Origin of the sequence: Thalassotalea piscium, from assembly GCF_030295935.1 — a bacterium.
GTDB lineage: Bacteria > Pseudomonadota > Gammaproteobacteria > Enterobacterales > Alteromonadaceae > Thalassotalea_B > Thalassotalea_B piscium.
Genome location: NZ_AP027362.1, coordinates 361,541 through 382,714, shown reverse-complemented (window position 1 = coordinate 382,714; position 21,174 = coordinate 361,541). Strand labels below are relative to the sequence as shown.

Genomic DNA, 21,174 nt, shown 5'->3' with positions numbered 1-21,174 from the left:
GTATAAGTACCAAACAAACTGTTGCAAAAACAACTGTTAAAGATCAACAGGCTCTAGTATTGATTCATTAGTTTTGCTGCTTTGAACTGGATATATAAACAGTGTTTGGTTAAACTAGTCATTAGTTTAACCAATTAGCGCTTTACATGAATTTATATATTGCTGAAAAGCCCAGTTTAGGGCGTGCTATTGCCGATGCACTGCCTAAGCCTCACAAGAAGCAACAAGGCTATATTGAAGTTGGCAACGGTGATATTGTTACTTGGTGCATAGGCCATATTCTCGAGCAAGTTGAGCCTGATGCATATGATCCAAAGTATAAAAAATGGCAACTTGACCATCTACCTATCATTCCAGAACAATGGCAACTCAAGCCTAAATACAAAACTAAAGGGCAACTTGCTGTTATTCGCACACTGGTAAAAAAAGCAACGCGCTTAATTCATGCTGGTGACCCAGACCGTGAAGGACAACTGTTAATTGATGAAGTCATCGACTATCTCAAAGTAAGTGCTGCTAAAAAGAAAAGTGCTCAGCGCTTATTAGTAAGCGATTTAAACGTGTCTGCCGTGCAAAGATCGTTAAAACAGCTTAAATCTAACCAAGCGTTTATCCCACTTTCAATTTCGGCATTAGCTCGCAGCCGAGCTGATTGGTTATACGGCATTAACCTAACCAGAGCGTATACGTTACAAGGCGCAAAAGTAGGTTATCAGGGGGTCTTATCTGTAGGCCGTGTACAAACACCTATTTTAGGTTTAGTCGTAGCGCGCGATCTAGAAATTGAAAACTTTGTTGCTAAACCTTTTTATCAAGTGAGTGCCGATATCGTCACCCCAAATAATGAAACGTTTACCGCTCTGTGGCAACCAAGTGAAGCTTGTCAACCTTATATGGACGAAGAAGGACGCGTATTGTTGCAGAGCCTAGCTGAAAATGTAATCAAACGCGTAACCGATCAGCCTGCCCATGTAGTAGAAACAAAAAATGAGGAAAAAAAGCAACAACCGCCGCTACCATTTAACTTATCTACACTACAAATAGAAGCAGCGAAACAGTTTTCTATGAATGCAAAATTAGTGCTCGATGTTTGTCAGGCATTGTATGAGAAGCATAAATTAATTACCTACCCTCGTTCGGACTGCCGTTACCTACCTAATGATCAACACCAACAAGCACAAGGCATTATAAATCATATTGCGAGTTCCAATTCACCATTAGCAGAAGGTGCCAGTAATGCTAATGCTCAATTAAAAAGCTTTGCGTGGAACGACAAAAAAATAACCGCTCACCATGCGATTATCCCGACAGAAAAATCGGCTAAGAACATTACCCTTAACAGTTTTGAAAGCAATGTATATCAGTTAATCTCTCGCCAATACCTTGCCCAGTTTTATCCTGTGTATCGCTATTCTCACCGAAAGATATCACTAAAAATAGCCGGCGGATTATTTAATGCTAGTGCTAATGTACCAATTCAAATTGGTTGGAAATGCTTATATAAAAAGTCGACTAATGCAGCTGCTGAGGATAGTAAGCAACAACATTTACCTGATGTTAAACAAGGTGAAACATTGCATTGCTTGAAAGGAAATTTATTAGAAAAGCTAACACAATGCCCTGCAGCATTTACCGACGCAACATTATTAGCCGCAATGACAGGCATTAACCGCTTTGTGACTGATAAAGTACTAAAGGCAGTATTAAAAGACACTGATGGCTTAGGCACTGAGGCTACACGCGCAGGCATTATTGATTTGCTGTTTAAGCGCTGCTACTTACAACGCCAAGGTAAAAAGATACATGCCACAGATGTTGGTAAAGGCTTAATAAATGCGCTACCTGAACAATGCACAAAACCTGACATGACAGCTCAATGGGAAGCTTCATTAAATGCCATAGGTGAACAAGCAACAAGCTATCAACAATTTATGACCCCCTTGAATGAGACATTAATTCAATTGATTGCTAGTGCTTCAAGCCAACTACCAACGAGCTTACAAGGAGTGAAATCGACTCAAAAGCCGGCGTATAAAAAACGCTGGAAAGCGAAGAAAAAAAGTAGTTAACATGGTTATTTTTTTGATTTTGTTTTTAGCCTACTTTAGCTTGGTAATACCAATTAAAACACAAACCACTCCACCAATAAGGCCAGCCCATGCTTCAATGGGAGTATCGCCACTAAGCGCTCTACCCACCTGAGATGCTGCAGAATCATAAACATCATAACCCCAAACGGTTAAGGCAACACCAATAACAACAAGTACTATTGCAATCACTTTATTATTCATTTGAACTCCAAACAATTATATTATTTCAACTTATACCAGTTTCATTAATTAAGTGATCTACTTTTTATGCAGTGAAAACAGTCAAATACAAGCCATTTATTTTCATAACGTGTTGCTCAGGGCAATTATGCTCCCGCATTGCCCACATAAGCTACATCCTTGTAGCGATAATTATAAAATAAATAACGCAGTAGTTGATTGTTTTAGCCAGTAGAAATGATCACATAGTTAGTGAGATTGGTATTAATATACATGATAATTAATAAACACGCCCTACTGTTACCCTATTTTATCATTTAATAGCTAACCATTTATCGGAATCATTAACCAATTACTTTAAGCCCAACAACACCAACAAATATTAAGCCAAAACAAAAAAGATGCGCAAGTGTGTGCTGTTGATCAAACAAGTAATGATTAATGACTGCAATAGAAGATGCACCCACTGCTAACCAAACCAAATAGGCATGGCTTATAGGAATGCTTTTCAAGGCAATTGAAAATAGTACTAAACTCAGTGTCATCGAAATAACAGCAAAGATAACATAAGGGATGTTAGGGTCTGTTAATCTTTCCTTTTAGGCTCTGCTATAGGTTAATTTTTAAGATAACAAGGCGAAAATAGTGCAATGTATTCATTCTACCTTAACTATTTTTAACGTGGTTAGGTTGAAAAATAACCATAACCCTTTGGGTTGCCTTGAAAAATCGTCACTCTTTGTTGCTTAATGTGCATTTGGAACAACCAAATATTACATTAAGCGCCTCGATTGACACCTTATTCAAGTGCAACAGAGCTATAAACTGAAAGATCAACAGCCCCTTGCAAAAGATTCTGACTTTTGAAGACCTACTAACCACCCAGCCTCTAGAATTCCTGCAATAAATAAGATTAACCAAGACATAATATACCCTATTAAATGTGGGGTCGTCCCCTAATAAAATAGAGCGGTGAGGTCGTCCCCACATCAATGTTAATTTAACTTGGCAAATTCTAACAACTATAAAATTAAAAAAGCCAACCAGTGCTTCAACTGATTGGCTTTTTATATAGCTGCTTAAAGACTCAGCAAAATTACATTATTAAAGGAAGTGTTAAACACGCTCGATAACGGTTGCAATACCTTGGCCTAAACCAATACACATAGTCGATAAACCAATATTTACGTCTTTGCTTTCCATTAAGTTAAGCAATGTAGTAGTAATACGAGCACCCGAACAACCTAATGGGTGACCTAAAGCAATGGCACCGCCGTTAAGGTTGATCATCTCGTCCATTTTATCTTCAATACCTAAATGGCGAACACATGACAATGCTTGAGCAGCGAAAGCTTCATTAAACTCCGCTAATTCGATATCTTCGATACTTAAACCAGCACGCTTTAATGCTTTTTTAGTGGCAGGTACAGGACCGAAACCCATCGTAGATGGATCACAACCGGCAACACCCATGCCACGAATTTTCGCCCGCGGTGTTAAACCTAGCTCTTTTGCTCGCTCTGCAGACATTACTAACATTGCTGATGCGCCATCAGATAACGCTGATGAAGTACCCGCTGTTACCGTACCATTTACAGGATCAAATACTGGACGAAGCCCAGCTAAGCCTTCAATCGTTGTTTCTGGTCGAATAACTTCATCATGTTCTATCAGTTTTAATGCACCCATAGCATCATGCCCAAGGGTTGGTACAATTTCATTCGCCCAACGACCTTCAAGCATCGCTTTATGCGCCAAGCGATGCGAACGCTCAGCAAAGGCGTCTTGTTGTTCACGAGTAACGCCATGTTGTTTACCTAATAACTCAGCAGTTAACCCCATATTACCGGCAGCACGCGAAATATATTTACTTAATGCAGGATCAAAATCTACATCGTACATCATAGGTACATGCCCCATGTGCTCAACACCACCAATAATAAATACGTCGCCTTGACCTGACATAATATTAGTTGACGCATCATGCAACGCTTGCATAGAAGACCCACATAAACGGTTAACCGTTACTGCGCCAACATGCTTTGGAATGCTCGTTAACAGCTGAGCATTACGTGCAATATTAAAACCCTGTTCTTTCGTTTGTTTAACATTACCCCAAATAATATCTTCAATTAATGCAGGATCTAAATTAGGGTTGCGTGTTAACAATGCTTGCATCAAATGAGCTGAAAGCCCTTCTGCTCTAACATTTCTAAAAACGCCCGCTTTAGAGCGTCCCATTGGTGTACGAATACAATCGACAATTACGACTTCTTTCATGGTGTTCTCCTCGGCTTAAGCTGTTTTTACGTCAGTGGTGAAATACGATTTACCTGATTTTGCCATTTCACGTAGGCCATCAGTTACTTGGTATATCTCGCCAAGATGCGCATATTTATCAGCCATAGCGATAAATTTATCTAAACCTAATGTTTCTAAATAGCGAATTGGACCACCTCTAAATGGAGGGAAGCCAAGACCATAAATGAGACCCATATCCGCTTCAGCCGCAGTGTCAACTACACCTTCTTCTAAACAACGAACCACTTCATTCACCATAGGGATCATCAAACGAGCAATAATCTCTTCACTTTCAAAAGCCTTGTGCTCTACAGAGATCAGGTCGTAGGCAGCTTGCGCTGCTAGTTTTGTTGGCTTACCGCGTTTATCTTTGCCGTAGTCATAAAACCCAGTACCGTTTTTCTGACCAAAACGTTTAGCATTATATAATGCACTTACTGGGTCATTCTCAAGTTTCCCCATTCGTGTTGGAAATCCATCAGACATTACGCCTGTACAATGATCAGCAGTATCGATACCAACAACATCTAGTAAATATGCAGGTCCCATCGGCCAACCAAATTGTTTTTCCATAACTTTATCAACGGCAGTAAAGTCAGCACCTTCAAGTACTAGCTGGCTAAAGCCTGCAAAGTATGGGAATAAGACACGATTAATATAAAAACCTGGGCAATCGTTAACAACAATCGGTGATTTCCCCATTTTAGCGGCATAAGCTACAACCGCAGCAATAGTTTCATCAGAAGTATCTTTACCTCTTATCACTTCAACTAATGGCATTTTATGTACAGGGTTAAAAAAGTGCATACCACAGAATTTATCTTTTCGTTTAATGCTTTGCGCTAATAAATCAATTGAGATAGTTGAAGTATTTGACGTTAAAATAGTATCTTCGCTAACATTGTTTTCAACTTCAGCTAACACTGAAGCTTTAATTTTAGGGTTTTCAACAACCGCTTCAACCACAATATCAACATCTTTAACACTGTCATAACTGAGTGTTGGCGTAATATTATTTAAAACGCCTGCCATTTTCTTAGCAGTAATACGTCCACGATCGGCAAGTTTAGTTAAAATACCTGCCGCGGTAGTTAAACCAAGGTCTAATGCAGCATCGTTAATGTCTTTCATTATAATAGGCGTGCCTTTATAGGCAGACTGATATGCAATACCACCACCCATAATTCCTGCACCTAATACTGCGGCTTTGTTCACAACTTTAGTCGCTTGCTTGCCCGCTTTCTTAGCCTTACCTTTTACAACTTGGTCAGCTAAAAACAAACCGATTTGTGCAGTTGCTGCATCTGTTTTAGCTAATTTTGCAAAACCTTTGTTTTCACATGCCATTGCGCCGGCACGATCAAGGCCTGCAGCAGTTTCAATGGTATTAACCATAACCATAGGCGCTGGATAATGCTTGCCAGCATTGGCAGCTATCATTCCTTTACATGTACTGAAAGTCATAACGCTTTCAACTGGGCTAAGCTTTAAAGCTTCAAGCTTAGGTTGGCGCTTACTGCGCCAGTCAAGCTTGTTGGCAATCGCATCATTAAGCATATTTAAAGCTGCTTCACGTAGGTTTTCAGGAGCAACCACAGCGTCTAATACTCCTACCGCTAATGCTTGTTCGGGTTTATGTGCTCGGCCTGTAGACATCCACTCAACCGCATTATCTGCACCAATTAAACGAGGTAAGCGTACAGTACCACCAAATCCAGGCATCAAGCCTAGCTTCACTTCTGGTAGACCAATAGAGCAGGTTGTATCTGCAATGCGGTAATCACACGCTAAGGTCATTTCACAACCTCCGCCTAATGCAAAACCATTAATAGCAGCAATTGTTGGCATATTTAAATCTTCAAACGCGTCAAAAACATCTGAACCATCTTTAATCCATGGAATTAGTTTTTCTTCTGGTAACTTAAACGTTTCAATAAATTCGGTAATATCAGCACCAACAATGAAGTTAGATTTACCTGAGGTCACTAAAACACCTTTGGCTTCTTTGCATTGATTGATTGCTGAAATCGCAGCTTTGTAGTCTTGAAATGTTGCTTGATCAAATTTATTCACTGAACCTTCAGCGTCAAATTTAAACTCTACTATGCCATTTTCCAACAACTCGGCGGAAAGGCTCTTGCCCTGAAATAACATGCCTGTCTCCTCATATTTAATTTAGGAATATATCTTTGCTACTAATAATAGTTGATTGAGTGTGCCTTGAAAGAAAAATAATTGCAAATTATTTAAACGGGCGTTTTAATCGGGTGTCTTAAAATAAGATAATTATCAAAATAGCGTAACCAAGTAATCTAGTTTGTCGTTTCATAATAATTAGGTATTTAGAGAGGGTAGTATATGAAAACCGCCCAAATAATGGGTATTTGGGCGAGAAGTAATTATTTTGACAGTGAGAGTGTATAATTGCCATAACCAGAATATGAATAAACAATCACTCGGTAATAGCCACTATTAGCACTATAGTTAATTAGTTCTGTGGAACTAGGCTTTGTAGATGTAGCCACCGAATACCATTGGTAACCATTCCAGCGCTCAAGTCGTAATTCAAAATCAGCACTTGAAGGACCACTAAGGCTTGCTTTTATAGCACCGCCATTATAATAAAACCAGCTTCCGTTAGGTTGTATTTGGCTAGCGCGATTAGCTAAATAACCAGTATAAATTACACTGTTATCAGGCGGTGTCGTTTCACTAACACCTGAATTATAAATATTTGACCAAGCGCAATAACGTCGGCTATTTTTCTCTAACCAAAAATAATTACAGTTTTCATCGTAGCTATTGCGACCTGTTTTCACTTTATAATCAGAAAATTTCATGCCATTTAAATGATAGTATTGACCATTTTTTTTCATTGAAAAGTGCAAATGTGGCCCAGTTGACGCCCCGCCATTACAGAGCGCTTGTGACTTATTGCTTGCATAGTTGGCAATAGGTGTATTTCGCTCAACATAAGCACCTGTTCCATACTGGATGTTTGATAGATGATAATAGGTAGTTGACCAACCATCTTGATGTATAACCTCCATTAGGCAAGATGAATGATACTTAACGGTACCGGGGGCTGCTGCAGACACCCAGATATAACTTAAGTTGTCACCCCAATAACCACCCTGGTTAAAGTCAAGCGATGACTGAGGATAGCTTCCACTTCCAGAATTGCCGTGACTACCCCCATTTTTCCAATAATCACCTTCAGGAAATGGCAACTGAAAATAGCTATCCAAGTCATTAACATCATTGCTAGTTTGCTGTCTTAGTGCATTGCGCTCTGTTTCAGTATTTATAGCATTAAATAGCAAATTATACTGGGTTATCAAACCAATCATTTTTGATTGATTTATCTGCTCAACTGCAGCCAAGTTATTAGTGCTTTTTTCTTGCTTAGAGAATAGTTGATTAATTGCACGAATAGCGTCAGCATCTGTTGTTAATTTTTCATTCTTACCTGTAACTTTAAACGAGTGCCCTTGATAGAAAGATGATGCTAGTTTTTCACTAATCTCTTCAACTTGCTCTGCAAAACCTGTTTTGCTCGAAAGTGTCGCGAACGGCTTTTGCAATTGCTCATCTGTGCCAGGAGCTGAAATCAACCCTGTTTGTTGCTCAATAAGTGAAATAAGAAGTTTAGGGCTAATTGAGGAGTAACCCGCGTAATGCGATATAACTTCCGCATAATCAACAAGGTGTGGAGAGTTCTGCTGCAAATATTCTTTAACATCAAAACTAAGCATTTCCTCATAGCCGTACAATAGCTGCTGTTTGGTAACCGTCATTAACTTTTGCTGTTCGACAATTTCAGCAGGGGTTTTTACGCTGTTTTCCACATTCAGAGGTGTTGCAAATGTCAGTGCTGAGTAACAACCGACAGCAAATCCTAAAATTAATTTACTGCTCGTTGCTAATAGTCCTTTATTAAATTGTTTCATATTTTAGCCTATAAATTTACAATACAAATAAAATAAGGCTCCTTTAACAGTTCTTAAAGGAGCCTTTCTCAATGTTATTCAGGGATGTTGTAGCGTAAGGTCGCGTTGCCATTACCCGAGTAGCTATATATATACCAACGATAGTAACCTGCGCTGCCAGTATAATTTATGCTTTCATTATTCTGGGGTGTTTTACTGCTTGCAACATAAGTCCACTGATAGCCATTCCAGCGCTGTAAGTATAAGTCAAAATCTGTTTGACCTGTCGCTGAAACCGACAATTGAGCTTGATGAGTGCCAGCCTTAGCATAATAATAACCGTAGTAATTGTCGGGTAAAGTGACATAGTGTCCTTGGCTAATATACTTACGACCTAAGTACTTGTAATTATTAGTTTCTACATTGTAATCTGCTAACACATTAATATTATTACTATTAACAATTGCAGCTACCGTAATATAATATGTGCCTTGCTGTGGATTGCTGATAGTACAACTTTCTGTATTAGAACTACCTTGGCTTTGACAGTCGTATTGACGGCTACTCGCTTCACTACCAAAGTGAACAAACACATCAACATCGCCACTTCCGCCATTTGTAGTAACTTTTAAATTATTAACATTACTAGGTACATTAATACGATATTGTTGGCTGATATTTCTACCCAAGCTACTTAAGGTAACCGATTCACCTTTATTTAATTCAATAGTTTCACGAGGGGGCGTAGGAGGAGTGGTATCTTCACCTTGGCGAAAGTTTGCAACATACGCTCTAGTATCATTTAAGCGGCGTGCGTTATTGTGATAGGCGCTACCTGTTGCATATCCATTGTAATAAACATTCGGATTTGAAAAGTTGTTAATAGCAGGACACCAGTTACATGAGCTGCCGTAAGCCATAATGGTATGAGTATTGTTAGCTAATAGGTGACCATAGTTATATTGATACGGCCCTGGTGTACCACCGGCATTTCTTTCGTCATGCTGCAACCCCATATTATGACCAAATTCGTGCGATATCGTCCAACCACCTACACAATTACGGCGAGTAACTTGAAAGCCGCGTGAAGCAAAGTTTGTACTAGGGGTCGACATGTACCAACCTAAACCACATAAGTTGCCTGGATTTTCTATAATCATTCCCACTAAGTCAGCACCATAGGTATTACGTAACTGACCTACATAGGCATTTGATGTTACCCAGTTAAGATCGGTAGAGCCATTACCTGTTTCTTGGTAAGAGATTTCATTAGCGTATACTAAATTTACCCAAGCATTAACTTCACTATTCTCTAACGACAGGTTCATCTGATCGATTGATTGCTGTGCTAATGCTTGCATATAGCTTGTGCCGCCAGCACCAACTCGAGCTGCGCCAGTGTATAACAACATTACATCAACTTGGCTATTTGCTGTATTGTTAGCCACTTCATTGCTTATCTGCAGATCTATCGCAGGGGTAACTTGTGACTCTATTTGACGCTCTAATTCATGGTCAACTTTACCACCACCACATTGGTGTTCTTCACCCAAAATTGGCTCAATAATAGATATGCCATCAGATTCAGGAATAATTTTATAGCTTATATCGTCCAACAATACCGTACCTGCATAGGCCTGATTGTTAACAACGTTGAGTGCCACTTTTTGGGTTGGCTGACCTTCAATATGCCCAAAAAATGAATAGCCATTATTAGTGTTTTCTTTAAAACGGTTAACAACAACACTGCGTAAGGAGCCATCTGGCAGTACGATCTGAAGCTCAGCTCGATCATTACGTAGTTGGTCTATTCTTTTATTCTTGTGTTTAAATTTATTATAGTGATCTGACATTACGTCTTTATTTATTCGCACCTTAATAGCTGCGTGCGTATGCAGATCTTGCGCTTTACTCATTGCGCTGAGAGTTTGTGCTTTATGGTTTTGGTCTTCAAGCGCTTCAAACAATGGTTTGTCTTGCCCCTGTGCTGCCCCCATAAAAATTAATGAGCAGCAAAATAATGCTAGTTTCATTTGTTGTCCTTAAATATTTGGATGTTTAGCAAATACACGCATTTTTAATGCGATGAATCTACTGGTTTGCCTACTCTATAAAGCCTACAAACCAAAACTCACTACAGGTCAACCAGACAAAACAAAGTAAATTAACCTTATATTAACCAATTATTAACCAATTTAAAACCAGCCAGTAAAATAAAATGAACACTATTTAATAGATAATGTAGGTAATACCTTGAAAAACGCCGATATAGCTAACTATGTGATCATTTAATTAATGAAACTGGTCTAATTGTCTGAAATTCGCGATAGATTTTGTGTTAATGCAGGATTATTTATTCTCAGCAGCGCTAAGTCCTTAAGCTGAACTAAATAAAAGGGACAAGATAAATAGATTTGGTGAGTAATGTATTAGGGCGTGTTAAATTTTTGAGAACAAATTTTGTACGAATTAAACATGATTTAATTGAGGCGTAGCGAAAAAGTGTAGATATTCTACATAAATGAGCTAGACAGCTTCCGCGTCCTGCTCACGCTAAGTACCTACTTCCGTGTAAGCAACGAAAAGTAAATTATGTTTAAACGTATCCGCAGGACAGCGCCTCTTTGGTTTTTCTGCGGCGTTTTCACTCATTTATGGGGAACAACCCCATTACATAAGTTCAGCCTTGTATAAACACCAAACAAATCACTGCTAAAACGTACAGCAAAATCCCCCTAGTCTATTGACCATTGTCTTTGCATTTCAATATATAAAAATGACGCTGACCATGTTATCAAAATCAATCCAGTGAGCGATTCAATGCCGGCTAAATACCTTAAGCTCCCCATCGGCTCAATATCACCAAAGCCAACGGTGCTATAAACAGTAAAAGAAAAATAAGCACAATCTAATAAACTACCATCAAAGTTGCCCATTAACTCTCCCCAGCCTTGTGCTTTATTCATCCAATAGAAAGCAAGAGCAAAAAGCCAAACTTCAATAACATGGGCAATAAAAGTGCCAAATACAGTCAGTACTAGGCTAAATCGATGTGTTCCTTTCAGTCGAGGAACATATAAGTTTAAACGGTAAAGAAATTCATAATGAATGAGTACAGCAAGTGCGACAATTAAGGCATTGATCAAAAAAACTAAGATCATCATGGAATCCATATTAAACTAACCTATGTTAGGGGCTGTTGTGCTTATAACTTGTAGTTGTACTGCCATAATTATAGTAGCGAATAATGCAGTAGTTACTTGTTATACCAAGAAAGCAGCTAACGTGACCCGCGCTGATTAAATGGTTGAGCTTTATCAACAATAACGAGTGATATACTTTTCTAGCAACCTTTTACAAGCAAAGCAGAAACCAATCCCAACATTCAAAGTAATAAGCTCAAGAGGCTAATCACTTTGAAGCGCATCTATGGGGTCAAGTTTTGACGCCTTAATTGCCGGGTATACTCCAAATATCAGACCTATCATTGCACAAATACTAAATGATAGAACAATCGCACTTATCGACCAAGACACTGCCCATTCAGAATATATTGAGATAACCTCAGAAAGTAATATCCCAAATACAACGCCCAGTATCCCGCCCAGAATTGAGATAGTAAAGCTTTCAGCTATAAACTGAATTTGTATATCTTTTTGGGTAGCGCCAACTGCTCTTAGTAAACCAATTTCTTTGGTACGCTCTAATACTGTAGCCAGCATAATGTTCATAATGCCAATACCACCAACCAATAATGAGATCCCAGCGACACAAGACATTACAATGTTAAAAATCTGTTGAGTTTGTTTCTGTTGTGCTAATAATGCAGCTGGTACAATAATACTATAATCGTCTACATCATTGTGCCGTCTATCAAGCAAATGTCCAATAGCAACAGCAGCTTGGATAGGGTCAATATTATCGTCTATCTTTAACTTCAAGCTACTTACTTCACTGGCTAAATTTTTGCTGGCATATTTATGAATAGCGGTTTTTAGAGGAATAAAGACCTGATTTTGATCACCGCCTAATTTAATACCTTGAAACTCATCTTTCTTTAGAAAAGGCGGCGATAACACTCCAACCACTTTAAACCAAAGGTGGTTGATTTTAATGTTCTTTCCAACGGCAGCCCCTAACGGAAATAACTGTTTCGCTGTTGCTGAACCTAATAATGCAACCTGAGCGAAAGCGATATCGTCTTCTTCTGTTAATACTCGGCCCTGCGATAAAGTAAACTTGGAAAGCTCAAAGTAACTTGGGCTCACTCCAACCGCTTCGCCGTCACTTTTACCTACCGAACTGAATATAGTGTAGGTTTCTACTTTTTTTTGTGCACTAAAATCAACAACAAATGGTAAAGATTCAGTACTTATTTCTCCATCCCGAATACTTAAACCTCTAGAGTGTTTTCGTTGTTCTTTAAGCTCTTTTTCTTCGAATTCTTTACTCTCAATAATTAAGTTTTGTAACCCCATGGTATTGATCATTTTGAGCGCTTCACGCTCTGCCCCTTCACCAATGTTAAGCATAGCAATAACGGCACCCACGCCGAAAATCATACCAAGCAAAGTCAGCAAGGTTCTTAACTTATGCTGAAGCAATTCATCGAAGGTATCAACAATTAATGCATAATACTTCATTAGCGCTTCTCCTGCGATATAAGTGATATTTCTTGTCCTGATGTTAAACCTGACGTTATCTCAAAGTAGCTTAGACTAGACTGTCCTATTTCTACTTTATTTTTGATAAAATCACCTGACTTATAAAGGTAAACATACGACTGATTGCGGTCTGAAAATACACTTTGCTTTGGCACAATTAGGCGAGACTTTTTAGCCATAACAGTAATTAATGCTTCAACTTTTTGACCAGGAACAAATTGGTCTGGGTGTTGTTCATCTAACTCAACAATTACTTCAAAATACTTTTGCGGGTCACCACGGCGAATAGTCTTTGGAAATGCGGTAACGGCTGCTATCGTGCCGTAATAAACTTGTTGGGCGTTGGCATTTAAACGCAAACTAACCTTTTTACCTTTGCCTAAATCAATCGCTTCGTTTTCGATCACCCAAAGTTTAGCTTTCATTACACTAGTGTCGGGTAGCTCAGCAATTTTTTGACCAGGCCACATTGTTTGCCCTGTACGCGCTTTCTCTCCACGCCAGTTAACCTTATAAGCTAAAAGCCCATCATGTGGTGCTTTTACTTCTAACTGAGATAAGCGGGCAGATAATTGATCAATTTTAGTTTGATGGAGCTGTTGCTTCATCTCCAATAGTCCCATATCTCCTTTGGCACTTTCACTAAAGCTGTCGCTCTTCCAGTTCAAGTAGTCTTGTTTAGTTCCTAGATATTCTGCGTTTTGTAATGATTCTATAATTTCAAGTTTAGAACGAATACGTTCATCTTCAATTGAAAATTGCTCTGCAAATAACTTTTCTTGATCAACCATGATCATATCTTTATTAATACCACTAAGCTCTTTATTCAACGCTCCACTTTTTTCCAGCATGTCTTGCTGAGTTTTCGCTAGTTCGTTAAGTTTATTTTTGCTTTCTACCTGCATTGACTCGCCGTCGAAACGAATAATGACATCTCCTTTTTTAACATGCGAAAACTCTGGTGCTAGCCAAGCAATAACTTGCATTCCGTTACTCGACATTGGCGCATTAATAGCCGTAGCCTGAGCAGCAAATAACTCACCTTTTGCAGGTATTTTTACATCAAAAGGCTTTTCTTCTACGTGATAAAGTAAAGGTGGCGACTCAGACTCAGTACAACCGAACAATACTAGTGCCGCAATTAGCGTAAGAATATATTTCATAGCGCGACAACATCTCCTTGTTGTAAGCCTTCTTTAATTATTATTTTATTGCCGGTAACATCAGCTACCTCAACTCTAATCTGGGTATGGCCAAAAGTATCGATACGCTCTACATAATGTACATTATCGATGGTATTAACTGTATCAACGGGTAATGTTAATACATCGTTTAATGTCTTTGCGATAATTTCAATCCGAGCTGTCATACCTGGTCGCATCACTTTGCTATCAATATTATCGAACTCAATAATTGCATCAAAAATGCGCTTTCTATCTTGATTAGTTTTGTCTCTAAACACTTTGCCTAAACTGGTTATTTTGCCCCAAGTAACTAATTCTTGAGTACCGTCTAAGGTTATTTTAACACGTTGCCCCTTCATTATTAGACCGCTATCGGGCTCTAAAATTTGTGCTTTAAGCTGCATGTCTTCAACCACCGAAATTTCGAGTACCGGTTGCCCAAAGTTAACATTTTCACCTTCTGCAGGCTTTTCACCATTCCAGTTACTCCGATAAATGACCATACCATCTATGGGTGCTTTTACTTTTAGCCGTTCTATGTCATTTTTTAAATCATTTACTTTAGCGGTTAAGCGATTTACTTTGCCCTCAGCTAACTTTAAGTTGAGTGCGGTATTTTTTCGATGATAAGCAAGCTTTTGCTTTGCAAGCATCCAATCGTTGTTAGCAATAGTAAAATCAATTTCTCTTTTTTTACGTTCATTTTCAGAGCGACTGTGATCAACTATCTCTGCAATACGCTTAGCTTTATCGTATTGCATTTTCCTTTCCGCTAATGTCAGAACTAACTCTTGCTCTTTCTCAGTTTCTTTTATTTTTTTATTCTCTAACTCTTTTTGAGCTTGTTCTAATTCCCCTTTTTGTTGAATAAGGCTATCTGCCACTTTCTTATCATCAAAAGATACTAGTATTTGGCCTTTTGTAACTTTAGTATTTTCTGGAATAAGCTTCTTGATTTGAAATTGCCACATACGTGAAACCGATGGGGGAGCAATTAACGCAGTATTTTTAGATTCTAACTCACCGTTTGCCTTAATAATTATTTCAACATCCTCCTGCTTTACTTGAGTTGAAGGCACAGGTTCACAAGCTATTAAGCATAAAGTAACGAAAGCTAATAGTAGTTTATTCATTACTCACTCCTTGAAATTCTAATTGGGCACTCATACCAGGCAATAAACCGGTATTAACATCAACAGTAAAATCAACAACAGTGCGATAATAGACACCATCGCCCCAAAGCATTCGCTCTTCTGGTTGTGTTGAAAGTGTCTTTATCGTCGCAGTAAAAACCTGATTTGGATATGCATCAAACGTTAATTTAGCACTATCGCCAACAGCTACTTTTTTATAGTCAACTTCATGCACCCAAGCTTCTATATATAACCCTTTCATTGAAGGTATTTCTGCTATTTTCCAAGCAGGCTGGGCGGTCATACCTACAAATATTTTTTCACCTGTCCATGGGTGGTTTGCATATAAAATAGGTCCGGTACGCTCAGCATACAAGCTCATTTTTGACAATTTATTTTGATTATAATCAAGGTCAAATTCGTATTTTTTGATTGTTAATTCTTGCTTAGTTATATTGACCTCGTTAACTACTTTTTGTTGGGCTAGTTCATCTTTAGCTTTTGCATTAGCAAGCAATGCTTTTTCTAGATCTAATTGATACTTTTCATAATCATATTGGCTTAAGTGTTCTACTGGAATTGATGCATCAATTCTCGCCTTAGCGAGCAATAATTCCGTGCGTTTTTGAGCAAACTCTTTTTCCATTAATTGCTGTTTAGCATCACTTTTCTTACGAGCTAACTCTTCTTTTGCTGCATAAAGGTTAACGTCAGTTTGTTCAATAGTGCTTTGAATTGCACCACTATCAAAAACCACAACAAGGTCGCCTTTATTGGCAATTTCACCCTCTGGTAGTAGCCATTGTAACTGTACTCGCCAGTTATCAGTTTTGGGTGAATAGAATGTCTGATTATCTCCTGCTTTTATCTCACCCGATAAAATTAACACATTTTGAGCTAACACCTGCGTAAAGAATAAACTCAATAAGAAGAAAGTAATCACTCTGTACATGCAGTGTCTCCTATTACTTCGCCATCCTTCATGCGAATAACTCGCTGAGCGTATGCTGCAATATCTTCTTCGTGAGTAACCATAACAATGGTTTGTCCTTGCTTATGCAGTTCACAAAGAAGATTCATAATTTCAAAGGATGTTTTAGAGTCTAAGTTGCCCGTTGGTTCATCAGCAAAAATTACTTTAGGGTTATTTACCAAAGCCCTCGCAATAGCTACGCGTTGGCGTTGGCCTCCTGACATTTCAAATGGCTTATGGTGTGAACGTGAAGATAAACCGACTTTTTCTAGCATAACAGCTCCTCTAGATTCAGCCTCTGCTTGCTCTACATCACTATACCTTAAAGGCAAAATAACATTATGAAGGGCGGTTAACCTAGGTAGTAAGTGAAATGTTTGAAAAATAAAGCCAATTTTATTATTTCGTATTTTAGATAAAGTGACATCGTCAATGCTTTTAATTGATTCACCTGATAAGAAGTATTCGCCAGAGCTAGGTGTATCTAAACAACCTAGTACGTTCATTAATGTTGACTTACCTGAACCCGAGGTCCCCATAATCGCAACAAATTCATTTTCTTTTATAGTCAATGTCACGTTTTTTAACGCGTTAACTTCCGATTCACCACTTCCGTATGTGCGGCTAATATTCTCGACCCTGATCATTCGGGAATTCCTAATTAAAATTTCTTTCTGGTTAGAGCAAACTGATTAAATTCAAGCAGGTAGCAATATACCCGCTAAAAATTTCAAATACAAACAGCAATTGCTATAGCTAAAAGTAATAAATATTGATTTAAAAGTGCGTTGCTAGTGCTACCATTTAACATTAATAGACTAGGGCGTCTTGAATAGCTTTGGGTTACCCAAACTATGGTTAACCCACACTGTGAAAATTACTAAAATCAAGTAATCTGTTAAGCAATAGAATGTTACAAAAAGTTATTAACTTTGCAGTTAATAACTTTTAGATGTTAAAGGGTTACTAGGGTGTGTTAGCTATTATTTTTTAGGAAAGTTAAAAATTCATTTTCAGGCATAGGCTTGGCGTAGAAAAAGCCTTGTACTTCATCGCAACCTAAGCCCTTCAAATACTCTTGTTGCGCAACTTCTTCAATTCCTTCGGCAATAACAGTTAAATTCATTTGTTTACCTAAGTTAATGATTGTTTCTGCAATAATTGCTTTACCAGGCTCTGCAATATGAGTAATAAAAGATCGATCTACTTTCAAACGATCTAATGGAAGTTGTTGCAAGTAACTCATTGACGAATAACCCGTACCAAAGTCATCTAATGCAATACTTATCCCCTCTTTCTTTAATTTAACTAAGGCATCAACAACAACTTGTGGCTCATCCATCAGAATATTTTCTGTTATTTCTAACTCTAACTTATTAGGTGGAATTTTATGTGTTTTTGTTGCTTGGATAACATTATCAACAAAGTTATCTTTCTTAAATTGTGGGATAGAGACATTCACCGAAATACCGACATGACCAAAGCCATTACTTTCGAGGCTCTTAATCGTGCTACATGCTTTATTAATCACCCAGTCACCAATATCAATAATTAGCCCTGAATATTCAGCCAAAGGAATAAAAATAGCCGGTGAAATAAAGTTACCGTCAGCAGTTTTCCAGCGTAGAAGCGCTTCAGCACCAATAACCTTACCCGTATTCAGGTTAAGCTGCGGCTGATACCAAAGCTCTAAGCGTTTTTCAGCAAAATCGGTTCTAAGCTGACGGATCATTCCTAACCGCCATAACGTTTTTTCTTCCATTTCTTGTTGGTAATAAACAAAATGGAATTGGTTGCTTTTTTTAGCTAAGTTCAACGCAATATTGATCTGATTTAAGATATTGACCCCACGAGAGCCCGCATCAGCTTTCATACATAAACCAAAACTAGCTTTCACAGGTAAACGCTGTTCCCCTGCAGCAAAGGGTTCAGAAAACAATTCGGTAAGTTTTTCAGGGTTTACTAAATCTTGTGGGCCAATAAGACCAAAAACATCAGCGCCAACTCTAGCGATTTTGCAACGTTCGCTTAGCGTTTTCAATCTAGCTGATACAGCCATTAATAATTGGTTACCTAGGTCTTGGCCTAAACCGTCGTTAATATCGCTGAACTGTGTTAAATCTATTAATGCTGCAACTTTGCTAAGGTCGCTACTTTGTCCGAAGTCATCTAATAAGTTAACAAATTCTAATCGATTAGGAAGCTCAGTTAGCCAGTCTTTGTATGCCGCATTGCGTAGCTTTTGAAATAGGTGTACATTTTCATAACCTATTGAGATATTAGTGAGAAAAACTTCAATAATTTGCTGATCAATTTCTGAAAGTGGCGCTGAAAATTCAATATATATAACTGCTCGGCACACACCACTTGAAAGATAAAAACATGACGCTTCAGAGCCTAGTAAATGATATTTCTGTTGGAAACACTTTTTAATTAACTCTTCAATTTCATTATTTTTGAGGGCTGAAATTTTTTGGTTTACTAATCCATTATCAACACCCGATTGACCTAACACATATAAACTTAAGTCATCGGCAGCATCTACAATACCTTGCCCTCTAGCGCAAAAAAAACTTTTTTCAATATCAGCTAAATTAGTGAGCTGACTTAACACACCTTCAGCATATTTATGTACAGTATGTAATTCTAGTAATTCAGCTGCAGCCGCAATTATTTTTTCTAAACCTTGGCGATTTTGAGTAACTGTATCTATTTGTTGAAAAGAGCGAATTGCGGCATAAACGGTAGTAACCAATTTACGACGAGTTAACTCTGTTTTTGTTTTATAATCGTTGATGTCATAATCTTTAATTACACTTTCTTCAGGTGCGTACCCAGGCTGTCCGGTTCTAAGCACTATTCGTATATCTTGTCGCTGAAGAGTTTCTCGAATATGTTTTACTACATTTAAGCCGGCATCGTCTGTTTCCATTACAACATCAAGCAGCACTAAAACAATATCTTCATTTTGTTCAATTAATTGGCATGCGTCTTTCCCTGAATATGCGTGTAAATATTCAAGCCTTTTTCCAAGTACGACTAAGTCAGACAACGCAAGTTGTGTAACCGAATGAATTTCAGGATCGTCATCAACAATTAATACTTTCCAAGTACCATTACTTGAATCATCAAGAATTTCATCTTCATCACTATCGTCGATAAATAAAAAATCATCATTAGTATCTTCAGATGCCCGCATACTACCCTCAAATTACCAACCTAAGTGATTAGTTAATTTCAAAAATGCATATTATAAAATTTTGTTTTATTACTTTGTTCTAAATCCATCATAAAAGTCAGTTCGATAATATTCAACAAACTATTACAATTATTTTAATTCTTTCAAAGATATATCACTATAGCCTAAGTTTAGGTAATTATTTTAACCTTTACACTTTTTTATTCGCTTTTTTTACTAAAATTACTCTATCATGTATTTCTAGTAGCCTTCAATTACCTTTTTAGGGTGAATTTAGCGCTTAAAGACCAACACTATAATGGATGAATAGGCAGATGAAAATCACAACAACTTCAGTTAATCCTGTAGCAAAAACTACTGAAATAAATAAACCACCTGTTGTGAGCACAGAAGAAACATCAAATTCTGCGTCGAATAAATCATCTAAATCTGGAGCTTCTTCTCAATTACAGTTATTAAATTTAGCTAAACAGTTTATCCTAGACGGTGCGCTGATTAGCGCATCGAAGCAATGCCCTCTCGAAGAAAGAACACAAAAGCGAGATCGTTATATTCGCTTTAGAAAACAGCAGAACCTTGAAGTTATTATTCAAAAAGCCATTAGTTATTGTTCAGATAAAGAAATTACGGATAGGGCAGATGTCGATTGGTTTAATAGCTTTACTGAGTTTGCAGAAGGGATCAGCAATCCTACTATGCAAGAGTTATGGGCTAAAATTTTAGCGTATGAAGTCACTAGGCCTGGATCCTTTTCTTTAAAGACATTGCAAGCTTTTAGAACAATGAGCATGGGTGAGGCTAAATTATTCGCTAAAGCATGCGCGCTAGCCTTAAAAGATAGTACTCGTAAAAACCTTCGTATAATATCGGGCTCTTCACAACTACCTGGAATGTTTAACTTTTTTAGTAAGAAAAGGCTTCAAAAGATTAATTTAGGTAAGTTTGGTTTATCATATGCAGAGCTTTTAACGCTTGCTGATAATCATTTAATTTTCATTCAAGAAACAGAGTCTTCACCAATCGCGCTTGGCGAAAGTATTCATTTTTATTGCAATAATTCGCCAATGATACTTTCTCCAATAAAGCACAATTGTTTATTAAGCTTTTATAAATTCACTCCCATTGGCGCAGAGCTGGCAAATTTGATTAGTGACTCAGTCGATGAAAGTTATTTAGAATTGGTTAAGGACACCCTTTCATCACACTTTGTGATTAATTAATACCAATTGCAATAACTATTTAACCAATTCAGAGCATCGTCAGGGAAGTTAGCACAAAGCAAATTGATGCAGGTGTAGTATTCTCCGTCCAATCAATTTTTAACGTTATCACTTTTCTGACGAGCTCCCAAGGGCGAGTTTAAAAGGCTTATACGCAGCGTTACTGATTTTGATAAGGTCCCCATATGGAAGTGGGATGGTAGGGTAACGCAGAAGCAGTTGCCGAGAATAACCATTATCTGTGATCAGTGCCTTGCCTCTAAGCCTTTTAATTCTCGCTGAATGAACAAATATTTTTTCA

At 37.9% G+C, this 21,174-nt stretch carries 15 protein-coding genes; 2 read left to right on the top strand and 13 right to left on the bottom strand.

What is annotated here, in order from left to right:
* Window positions 1-146 precede the first annotated feature (146 nt).
* Window positions 147-2,069, top strand: coding sequence for a DNA topoisomerase III (locus QUD79_RS01535; RefSeq protein WP_184425162.1), 1,923 nt, complete (start codon window positions 147-149; stop codon window positions 2,067-2,069).
* 30 nt (window positions 2,070-2,099) lie between these two features.
* Here QUD79_RS01535 and QUD79_RS01530 read toward each other — a convergent pair whose 3' ends face one another.
* The 13 genes from QUD79_RS01530 to QUD79_RS01470 all read right to left on the bottom strand — a co-directional run bounded on the left by QUD79_RS01530 (window position 2,100) and on the right by QUD79_RS01470 (window position 19,653).
* Window positions 2,100-2,291, bottom strand: coding sequence for a DUF3185 family protein (locus QUD79_RS01530; protein ID WP_184425160.1), 192 nt, complete (start codon window positions 2,289-2,291; stop codon window positions 2,100-2,102).
* Window positions 2,292-2,614: 323 nt separating this feature from the next.
* Window positions 2,615-2,833: a DMT family transporter gene (locus QUD79_RS01525; protein ID WP_286290737.1), complete on the bottom strand. Its 219-nt coding sequence runs from the start codon at window positions 2,831-2,833 to the stop codon at window positions 2,615-2,617.
* A 553-nt stretch (window positions 2,834-3,386) separates the two neighbouring features.
* A complete protein-coding gene (gene fadA / locus QUD79_RS01520; protein ID WP_184425156.1) occupies window positions 3,387-4,550 on the bottom strand; it encodes an acetyl-CoA C-acyltransferase FadA in 1,164 nt (387 codons plus the stop codon).
* Window positions 4,551-4,565: 15 nt separating this feature from the next.
* Window positions 4,566-6,725, bottom strand: a complete 2,160-nt coding sequence (gene fadB / locus QUD79_RS01515; protein ID WP_184425154.1) for a fatty acid oxidation complex subunit alpha FadB — start codon at window positions 6,723-6,725, stop codon at window positions 4,566-4,568.
* 245 nt (window positions 6,726-6,970) lie between these two features.
* A complete protein-coding gene (locus QUD79_RS01510; RefSeq protein ID WP_184425152.1) occupies window positions 6,971-8,521 on the bottom strand; it encodes a M23 family metallopeptidase in 1,551 nt (516 codons plus the stop codon).
* A gap of 74 nt (window positions 8,522-8,595) precedes the next feature.
* Entirely contained in the window at window positions 8,596-10,533 is a 1,938-nt protein-coding gene (locus tag QUD79_RS01505; RefSeq protein ID WP_184425150.1) for a pre-peptidase C-terminal domain-containing protein, read from the bottom strand.
* Window positions 10,534-11,235: 702 nt separating this feature from the next.
* The gene (locus QUD79_RS01500; protein WP_343043974.1) at window positions 11,236-11,664 is read right to left on the bottom strand and encodes an ion channel; all 429 of its coding nucleotides are present in this window, start codon (window positions 11,662-11,664) and stop codon (window positions 11,236-11,238) included.
* A gap of 243 nt (window positions 11,665-11,907) precedes the next feature.
* Window positions 11,908-13,143 (bottom strand): ABC transporter permease, encoded by a 1,236-nt coding sequence (locus tag QUD79_RS01495; protein WP_184425148.1) that lies wholly within the window; start codon window positions 13,141-13,143, stop codon window positions 11,908-11,910.
* A complete protein-coding gene (locus QUD79_RS01490; protein WP_184425146.1) occupies window positions 13,143-14,327 on the bottom strand; it encodes an efflux RND transporter periplasmic adaptor subunit in 1,185 nt (394 codons plus the stop codon). Before QUD79_RS01490 ends, QUD79_RS01495 begins: the two co-directional genes overlap by 1 nt.
* Window positions 14,324-15,481: an efflux RND transporter periplasmic adaptor subunit gene (locus QUD79_RS01485; RefSeq protein ID WP_184425144.1), complete on the bottom strand. Its 1,158-nt coding sequence runs from the start codon at window positions 15,479-15,481 to the stop codon at window positions 14,324-14,326. The genes QUD79_RS01490 and QUD79_RS01485 overlap by 4 nt, the downstream gene beginning before the upstream one ends.
* Window positions 15,474-16,433, bottom strand: a complete 960-nt coding sequence (locus QUD79_RS01480; RefSeq protein ID WP_184425142.1) for an HlyD family secretion protein — start codon at window positions 16,431-16,433, stop codon at window positions 15,474-15,476. The genes QUD79_RS01485 and QUD79_RS01480 overlap by 8 nt, the downstream gene beginning before the upstream one ends.
* Window positions 16,421-17,101, bottom strand: a complete 681-nt coding sequence (locus tag QUD79_RS01475; RefSeq protein WP_184425140.1) for an ABC transporter ATP-binding protein — start codon at window positions 17,099-17,101, stop codon at window positions 16,421-16,423. The genes QUD79_RS01480 and QUD79_RS01475 overlap by 13 nt, the downstream gene beginning before the upstream one ends.
* A 329-nt stretch (window positions 17,102-17,430) precedes the next feature.
* Window positions 17,431-19,653, bottom strand: a complete 2,223-nt coding sequence (locus QUD79_RS01470; RefSeq protein ID WP_184425138.1) for a bifunctional diguanylate cyclase/phosphodiesterase — start codon at window positions 19,651-19,653, stop codon at window positions 17,431-17,433.
* 314 nt (window positions 19,654-19,967) lie between these two features.
* Here QUD79_RS01470 and QUD79_RS01465 point away from each other — a divergent pair, with 314 nt between their 5' ends.
* Complete coding sequence (locus QUD79_RS01465) at window positions 19,968-20,873, top strand: TIGR03899 family protein (RefSeq protein ID WP_184425136.1); 906 nt, start codon at window positions 19,968-19,970, stop codon at window positions 20,871-20,873.
* Window positions 20,874-21,174 lie beyond the last annotated feature (301 nt).